We start from the raw sequence: 8,388 nt of genomic DNA on the forward strand, positions 1-8,388 counted from the left end.
GAGTGTGTCTTGCTTATTCTTTATGGTATTACTTACCAGCTGTACGATTATTTCTGGATTTAAGTCTGGAAATATACCTGAATCAGGAGCGTTTACTGCAGAAAATGGTATACAGTTTTATATTCAACCTTTGAGCTTGGCGAACCTTCCACAGAAAGAAATCCTCTCCCCAAATCAAGATTTGTATCATCTGATAAAAACTTCTGGTCGCACCAGTTATGGGATTGCTAAAGGGGATATTCTCAATATTATACTCACTAATTATCCAGACATTAATGCATCAACCGCTAGTCTGACTGTTGACCAACAAGGTTTTATACAGTTTCCGCTGATAGGACGAATCAAAGCCAGCGGTATGAGTGTGCCGCAATTTACTGCAATCTTACAAAGTCAACTTCAGCGCTATCTAAAATACGCTGATCCTCAGGTAAAAGTTATCAATTATCGTGGCAATAAGTTTTTCGTTGATGGTGAAGTTAAGCAATCTGGTGAGTTTGCTATTGCTGATATGCCTATCTCAGTATATGGGGCCATCTCTATGGCAGGTGGCACGACCGAGGCTGGTGACTCAAACCATATCGTCTTAAATCGGCAGGGCAAAAGTTATAAGCTTGGCATTCAATCACTGAGTCAAATGGGGCTGTCTGCCAATCAAATCTACCTACAAGATGGCGACGCTATTCACGTTAATAGCCAAAGCCGTAATAAAGTCTATGTATTAGGTGAATTTGGTAAGATTGAGCCAGTTGCTATTCCTGAGCAAGGGCTGAGCTTAGCGCATGTGCTAGGTGAGTCAAATGGATTGAATGCTGATACAGCCAACGCGGCTAAGGTATATATTGTTAGGGATAATCCACAACGCCAATACACCAATATTTATTATGTCGATATGCAGAGCATCACGAGCTTTGCATTAGCTAGCCGTTTTGATATGCAAGCCAATGACATCCTTTATGTCGATCCAACAGGCTTGACTCGCTGGAACCGTATCATTAGCGCCATACTTCCTTCAACATCAGCAATTACTGTTATATCAGGAATATAGGAGTTGATTATGGGGGCATTTGAAAAAATCTTAGTTGTCTGTATTGGTAATATATGTCGTAGCCCGATGGCTGCTGCTATCTTAAAGAACAGCTATCCAGAAAAGCACATCGAATCTGCTGGTTTGTCAGCGCTAGTCGGCCACTCTGCTGATGCAAAAGCGGTGGAGTTAATGGCTACTTATAATCTAGATATAGACTCACATATTGCAAAGCAAATTGATGAAGAATTAGTAAATCATGCAGATTTGATTCTGACTATGTCAACTAGCCAAACCAAATGGATTGAAACTCGATGGCCCCATTGTCGCGGCAAAACTTTTCGAATTGGTCACTGGCTTGATAAAGATATCGCCGACCCATATCAGCAGCACAAAGTAATATTTGAAACAAGCAGACAAGATATTGTGAATAGTCTTGAACAATGGACCGATAAAATTAGCAAAGCGACTGCAGTCAGAGAATTGAAGTTAAGCGAATGCTATTAAGCGACTAACACTAAGCGACTAACACTAAGCGATGAGTATATGGTTATGAATAATATGGATTCAAAAGACCTATCGATGCCTGCGGGCAGAAAAGATAATGACGATATCGACTTAATGGCGCTGGTTTTAGTGTTGTTACGTGGTTGGAAAGTCATACTTCTTATGGCGCTATTGGGACTTTTACTAGGGTTTCTGTATAGTCGTTATGTTAATCCTACCTTTAAATCAGATGCACTGATACAAATTGAGGATAACTCTCAGGGAGTAGAAGCATTTGGTGAGAGTATTTCAGGATTAGTGGGTACAGAAATCAGTAAGGCTGAAACGGAAGCAGAGCTTATCAGGTCAGGAATGATTCTAGAGCCTGTAGTCAATAAACTGCACTTACGTATTAGACTAACAAATCCCAATATCGATCATTTTGATAAAATCAAAAGCAATCGTATTGGTACGCAGGTTAATACACCCGATAATGTTTCACTAAATACTGAAAATGGCCTAGTACAAATCAGACAGTTTGACGTATCACCAGCTTACTTAAATAAAACCTTCACTTTAACAAGATCCGATGCAGGATTTGTTTTGAGTAATGGTTTTGATGACTTTAAAGGTCAGATTGGTCAGATGAACCAGTTTAAAGGGATAGACGGTCAAATTCATATTACTGTCAATGAGCTTCCAACTGCTGATTATCCTATTAATATCAGTAAGCAGACAGTCAAAGCGACCACAGATGCTATTAATAACGCCCTAACTGTTAAAGAGAAGGGCGAAAAAACCGGTGTCATTCAGCTGTCTATGACTGGTGAAAATCAAGAGCAAGTCACTACCGTACTTAATCAGATAGTCCAATCTTACGTGGGCCAAAACCAATCTCGCGGTTCTGAAGAAACCACCAAGACACTTGCCTTTATGGAAACGCAAATACCTATATTAAAAGAAAAGCTAGAAGCCTCTGAAGCGCTATTTAATAATTTTCGTAAAAATTATGGCACGATTGATGTGGGTAAAGAGGCTGAAATATTATTAAGTGAAAAGTCTGGAATCAATGAACAGCTTAATGAGCTTAAACTGAAAAAAGCGGATCTAACCACCTATTATACTGAAGAGCATCCACTGGTCGTTCAAATTAATGAGCAGCTGAAAGTACTCAATAACAGAATACAAGAAATCGGCAGAACCGTTGCAGGTTTACCTGAAATACAGCGAGAGTTCTTAAAGCTATCAGAAGATACAGCAATTAATCGAGAAATATATCTGACACTGCTTAAGAATTATGAGCAACTCAAAATCGTCAAGGCTGGACAAATTGGTTATGCTCGTATCTTAGATTTGCCGACTAGTACCTTTGATGCAATAGCACCAAACAAGCCGCAAATTATGATGATCGCCACGCTAATAGGTACGATGTTTGGAATCATGTTGGTGCTGCTCAAAAACCTGACGAGAAATGTGGTAAAAGATCCAGAGCACTTAGAGGCTACCACTGGCATCCCCGTCATTGCGACGATTCCGCGCTCGCCGTTACTATCAAAACTCAGTAAAAACAAAAAAGCCAGCGCTCGAATGCTCGCCCATGTTGATTATAATGGTTTGAGTTATGAAGGTATTAAAAGCTTAAGAACAAACCTTGTGTTTGGCATGCCGACGGGAACAGTAGTCGGGCATTCCGCGCAAGTCTTACTAATTAGTGGGGAAAGCCCAGGTGTTGGTAAGTCTTTTATCGCTACTAACTTGTCCGAGGTATTATCACAGCTGAACAAGAAAATCCTGATCATTGATGGAGATATGCGCTTAGGTGAGCTACATAAGATGTTTAACTTGAGCCAAGACGATGGACTTACTGATTATTTACTGCAGGATAAGAGAAGCTTTTCTCCAATTGACGGTACTCCATCCAATAGTAGTGAGGTATCTGACCTAGGGATTGAGAGTTTTATTAATCCTACTGGCATAGAGCGGATTGATCTTATATCGCGAGGACGGCAAACGAGTAATCCTACGTCGTTACTAATAGGGGAGAAGTTCAATCATCTGATGGCAGAGCTAAAAAATCAGTACGACTATATCATCATTGATTCACCACCTATATTGGCAGCTTCTGACGCCATGGTGTTAGCGCAACATGCAGATAAGGTGTTTATTGTCACTAAATTCAACTCTTCAATAGAAGGGCAACTGCTTTACGCCATCAAGCAGATGCATAAAGCCAATGTACATGTGGATGGAATTATTCTCAATGACGTACAGCAAGGCCTTATGGATAAATATAGCTATAATTATACTTATGCCTATGGAGATAACCGATAGTTAGTTTTTTATAATTGTTGGTCGTTCATAAGTCATATAACTTAATTGGGTGGATATTATGTTTATAAAAACAGAGCCTAACAACGCTTATCAATCTTCCAGTGATTTGAATCAATGGTCGAAGCGCATGGTTGTGTATTTATTGTCATTACCACGTATTGCTAAAAGCACTATCTTATTTAGTATAGATTTTGTCATATCGATTTCTTGTTTACTCTTGGCATTAGCGCTACGCCAAGGCTCTATCACTCAATATATCAGCCCTGTGGCATTAGCCTTCTATGCATTTATTCCTGTTGCTAGTCTACATCTTATAGGCTTTTATAGAGGAGCATCTAGAGGGTTTTTTGATGCAGTAATGGGTCGTGTACTACAACTGTTTCTATTACTGATTATTATCTATCAAGCTATTATTTATTTTAATCCATTAGAGACGATGCCGTCTTCAGCTCCAATTGCCTTTCTATTTCTATTTTTTATCTGGCTATGGAATAGTAGGCTAATTATACGTACGTTACTGACATGGCTACAGAGGAAAGGTAAAAAAAATCGTCTAGATACTTGTTGCGATAATGTGATTATCTATGGTGCAGGAGAAGCAGGTAGAGAGCTATTAGAAAGTCTGAGACATTATAATAGATACAATGTGGTAGCGTATATTGATGATGATAAACAGCTAACAGGGGCTTACTTACATGGTAAACGTATCTATGCTGACCATGCTCTCCCATGGCTGATAGAGAGCCTAAATGTAGCACAAGTAATTTTGGCCATGCCTTCTATGAGCCGTGTCCGTAAAAAACAGATTATGGACGGTTTATCAGATATCTCTGTCAAGATAAAAGATTTGCCGAGTTTGCGAGAGCTTGCTGACGAGAGAGTGACGGTCAGTCATATAAGACCAGTTGACATATTAGATGTGCTAAATAGACAAACTGTTGAGCCAGACATAAACCTTTTACGAAAGAATATCACTGATAAGTATGTGTTGGTGACAGGAGCGGGTGGCTCTATCGGTAGTGAATTATGTCGTCAGGTGATTAAAAACCAACCAAAATGCATCGTTTTATATGAGCTGTCAGAGTTTGCGCTATATAGTATTCACCAGGAGTTGATAGCGTTACAAGCTAATGATATCAGTTATCAAGATACTAATATTATTGCGGTTATTGGTAATGTGACCAATGAATATAACCTTTTTAGAATACTTGAACAGTATCAGATAAAGACGGTATATCACGCTGCTGCGTATAAGCATGTTCCTTTGGTTGAACATAATCCGTTTGAAGGCGCTATCAATAACATTAAAGGGACTTATCACTGTGCACAGGCGGCGATTTCAGCCAAGGTTGAGACATTTGTATTAATCTCTACTGATAAAGCAGTCAGACCTACTAATGTAATGGGCGCAACTAAGCGGTTAGCGGAGTTGGTTTGTCAGGGATTAAGTAAGAATAGTGGTAATACCTGTATTAGTATGGTGCGCTTTGGGAATGTATTGGGCTCATCGGGCTCTGTTGTACCTGTGTTCACTAAGCAGATTGAGCAAGGTAAGCCTATTACAGTTACCCATCCTGATGTGACACGTTATTTTATGACCATTCCTGAAGCATCGAATTTGGTTATTCAAGCAGGTGCAATGGCAACTGGCGGTGAAGTGTTTGTTCTTGATATGGGTGAGCCAGTAAAAATCGTCGATCTAGCTCGTAGAATGATTCATCTTAGTGGTCACGAACTAAAGACACATGCAAACCCTGATGGTGATATAGAAGTCGTCTTTACTGGCTTAAGAGTAGGAGAGAAGCTCTATGAAGAACTTATCATCGGTGAAGACAATATAAAAAATACTGACCATCCACTAATCATGCAAGCGATGGAGCACAGTTTCCCTTTAGATGAAATTGAGCATACATTATGTTTGTTTGATGATAAGTCAAGACAATACGATGTGCGATGGCTAAAAGAGCAATTTAAGTATTTTGTGGCAGGTTATCAAGAAGGCACTGGAACTGTCAATGAGCTAAAAAAATGCCAAGAAGAGAGTGTGTAAATATCAAATATAATGTTAAGTATTTCTAATATAAATAATCATCGTTAATAGAGTGGTTAGATAAAATGATTAGTTTAGCGAAAGAGTTATTTGCTTTATTAACTCCAGATCAGCGGAGGAGTTATCTATCGCTACAGGTGATGATGATGCTTATGGCCTTTATGGAGATGCTAGGTATTGCTTCTATCGGCCCTTTTATGGCTCTCGTAGCAGATATGCAATTACTCGAAACCAATGCAGTTTTAAATAAACTATATCTAGCTAGTGGAGTCAGCACACATACGGATTTTTTATTTATAACAGGTTTTGTTGTACTGCTAACGCTTGGTTTCGCTTCTATCCTCTCTATTTTCACCACATGGCGATTATCTTTATTCGCTTTCTCCGTTGGTACAGAGTTTAGCGATCGTTTGTATCGATATTACCTGCAAAAAGACTGGCTATTTCATGCTAGTGGTAGTAGCGCTCAACTGACAAAGCAGATTTCGACTGAAGCATACAGAGTTACCAACTCTATTATTTTACCATTCATAGAAATGAACGCTCGGATAGTATTAGCGTTATTTATTTCAGTTAGTATTTTTATCTATAATCCAATGATAGCAAGTATAGGGATTATATTATTTACTAGTGGTTATATTCTTATATATAAAGTGATTCGTAATCGTATTGCACTGTATGGTGAAAATATATCAACTACTTCAACCGATCGCTTTCGGCTAATGAATGAAGGCTTTGGGGGTATTAAAGATCTCTTGCTTTATAACCGTAGCTCTGAATTTGTTCATCAATTTGAACAAAGTGGAAAGGTATTTGCTCGTGCACAAGGTGTGAATACGGCACTGAGTTATGCTCCTCGCTATTTGATGGAGTTACTCGCTTTTGGCTCAATGATTAGCCTGATTTTGGTTTTACTCATAACGCGTGATGGTAATCTAAGTCAGGTCTTACCTGTATTAGGTATTTATGCCCTTGCAGGATTCAAGCTATTACCGGCTTTACAACAAACGTATTACAGTATTACAACGATTAGAGGTAATACTGCAGCCTTTGACTCGATAAAAAAAGACTTGCTTGCATCATTGTTAGTAGATAATGAGCAGGGTGCTAATTCCGCTATAAAAAATCAGAGAGTAATTGATTTAGCAAACTTTAGGAACATCCGACTAAATAACGTGAGCTTTACCTATCCGGATAAAGAAATGCCGGCATTGATTGATATAAATATTGATATACCGATTAATTCTACTGTGGGTTTTGTAGGGGAATCTGGATCGGGTAAATCTACAACTATTGATTTAATACTAGGCTTGATTTCTCCAAGTGCAGGACAGTTGATGCTTGATGATTTAGTCATTGAAGGTGAAAACCTACAGGTATGGCAGAAAAACATAGGCTTTGTACCACAAAGTATATTTTTAAGTGAAGGCAGTATTACTGAAAACGTTGCGTTCGGTCTATGTAGTGAAGATACTGACTTAGAAAAAGTTAAACAGGCTATTAAGCTAGCCCACCTTGAGCCATTGGTTAATAGCCTACCTAAAGGTTTAGATACCAAAGTTGGCGAGCGAGGTGTACAGCTCTCAGGTGGTCAGCGGCAGCGTATTGGTATTGCAAGAGCGTTATATAATCAAGCAGATGTGTTGGTCTTCGATGAAGCAACCAGTGCTCTAGATGGTATTACAGAAAAAGTAATAATGGACTCCATTCAAGAGCTTAGTGGACAAAAAACTATTGTAATGATAGCCCATCGATTAAAAACAGTTAAAAACTGCGATGTTATCTATCTTATGGAACAAGGAAGAGTCATCGAACAAGGCACCTATCAACAGCTTATAGATAACAATTCAATGTTCAAAAAGATGGCTAGGTTCTCATAGCAAAAAATATTAACTTCATCTGAATAAGGTTCCAATCATGACTGCATCTGAGAATCCTTTAGTAAGTGTCATTGTACCGATTTATAATGTTGAGTCGTATCTTGATGAGTGTCTGAACTCCATTAAAATGCAAACTCATGATAACCTTGAAATTATCGTAGTAGAAGATTGTTCAACTGACAATTCGATGCAAGTACTGCAGTCTCACCTAAAAGATACGCGTATTAAAATTATTAAACATCTGAAGAATGAAGGCGTATCAGCTGCTCGTAATGCGGGTATTGATATGGCGACAGGTGTGTACATAATGTTTGTCGACCCCGATGATATCATCGATGTACGTTTGATAGCTGCCTGTGTCAACTGTGCAACAACAACCAAGGCAGATCTAGTCACTTACGGCTATGTACCATTTTCTGATGGTATAAACCGTACAGAGCTCCCTTATCCTCCATCCAACTTAGAGCTAATACCATATAAGCAAGGTGATGAATATTTTGATCTTGAAAACTATTGCTGGGTAAAGTTTATGCGCTCTAGTGTATTAAAGGAGTCTAAGATACGTTTCCCAGTAGATTTTGTCTATGAGGATGGGCCTTTTCATTGGCATATAGGTC

General features: G+C 38.9%; 6 protein-coding genes. All 6 read left to right on the plus strand.

What is annotated here, in order from left to right:
* Positions 1 to 1,045: polysaccharide biosynthesis/export family protein (locus VLN09_RS11370; protein WP_325246596.1), on the plus strand; the 1,045-nt coding region annotated here is incomplete at its 5' end.
* Positions 1,046 to 1,054: 9 nt separating this feature from the next.
* Positions 1,055 to 1,531 (plus strand): low molecular weight protein-tyrosine-phosphatase, encoded by a 477-nt coding sequence (locus VLN09_RS11375; protein ID WP_325246598.1) that lies wholly within the window; start codon positions 1,055 to 1,057, stop codon positions 1,529 to 1,531.
* Between the two features lie 39 nt (positions 1,532 to 1,570).
* Entirely contained in the window at positions 1,571 to 3,841 is a 2,271-nt protein-coding gene (locus VLN09_RS11380) for a polysaccharide biosynthesis tyrosine autokinase (protein WP_325246601.1), read from the plus strand.
* 58 nt (positions 3,842 to 3,899) lie between these two features.
* Positions 3,900 to 5,891 carry a nucleoside-diphosphate sugar epimerase/dehydratase gene (locus VLN09_RS11385; RefSeq protein WP_325246603.1) on the plus strand — a complete coding sequence of 664 codons (1,992 nt, stop codon included), beginning with the start codon at positions 3,900 to 3,902 and terminating at the stop codon, positions 5,889 to 5,891.
* 65 nt (positions 5,892 to 5,956) lie between these two features.
* The gene (locus VLN09_RS11390; protein WP_325246605.1) at positions 5,957 to 7,771 is read left to right on the plus strand and encodes an ABC transporter ATP-binding protein; all 1,815 of its coding nucleotides are present in this window, start codon (positions 5,957 to 5,959) and stop codon (positions 7,769 to 7,771) included.
* Positions 7,772 to 7,808: 37 nt separating this feature from the next.
* Positions 7,809 to 8,388, plus strand: a 580-nt coding sequence (locus VLN09_RS11395) for a glycosyltransferase family 2 protein (protein WP_325246607.1), incomplete at its 3' end; no start/stop codon positions are given.

Origin of the sequence: Psychrobacter sp., from assembly GCF_035469765.1 — a bacterium.
GTDB lineage: Bacteria > Pseudomonadota > Gammaproteobacteria > Pseudomonadales > Moraxellaceae > Psychrobacter.

What these genes read in the sequence shown, in the direction of transcription:
- VLN09_RS11390 (WP_325246605.1), top strand. Translation starts at nt 5,957, where the DNA reads ATGATTAGTTTAGCGAAAGAGTTATTTGCTTTATTAACTCCAGATCAG.
- VLN09_RS11385 (WP_325246603.1), top strand. Translation starts at nt 3,900, where the DNA reads ATGTTTATAAAAACAGAGCCTAACAACGCTTATCAATCTTCCAGTGAT.
- VLN09_RS11375 (WP_325246598.1), top strand. Translation starts at nt 1,055, where the DNA reads ATGGGGGCATTTGAAAAAATCTTAGTTGTCTGTATTGGTAATATATGT.
- VLN09_RS11380 (WP_325246601.1), top strand. Translation starts at nt 1,571, where the DNA reads ATGGTTATGAATAATATGGATTCAAAAGACCTATCGATGCCTGCGGGC.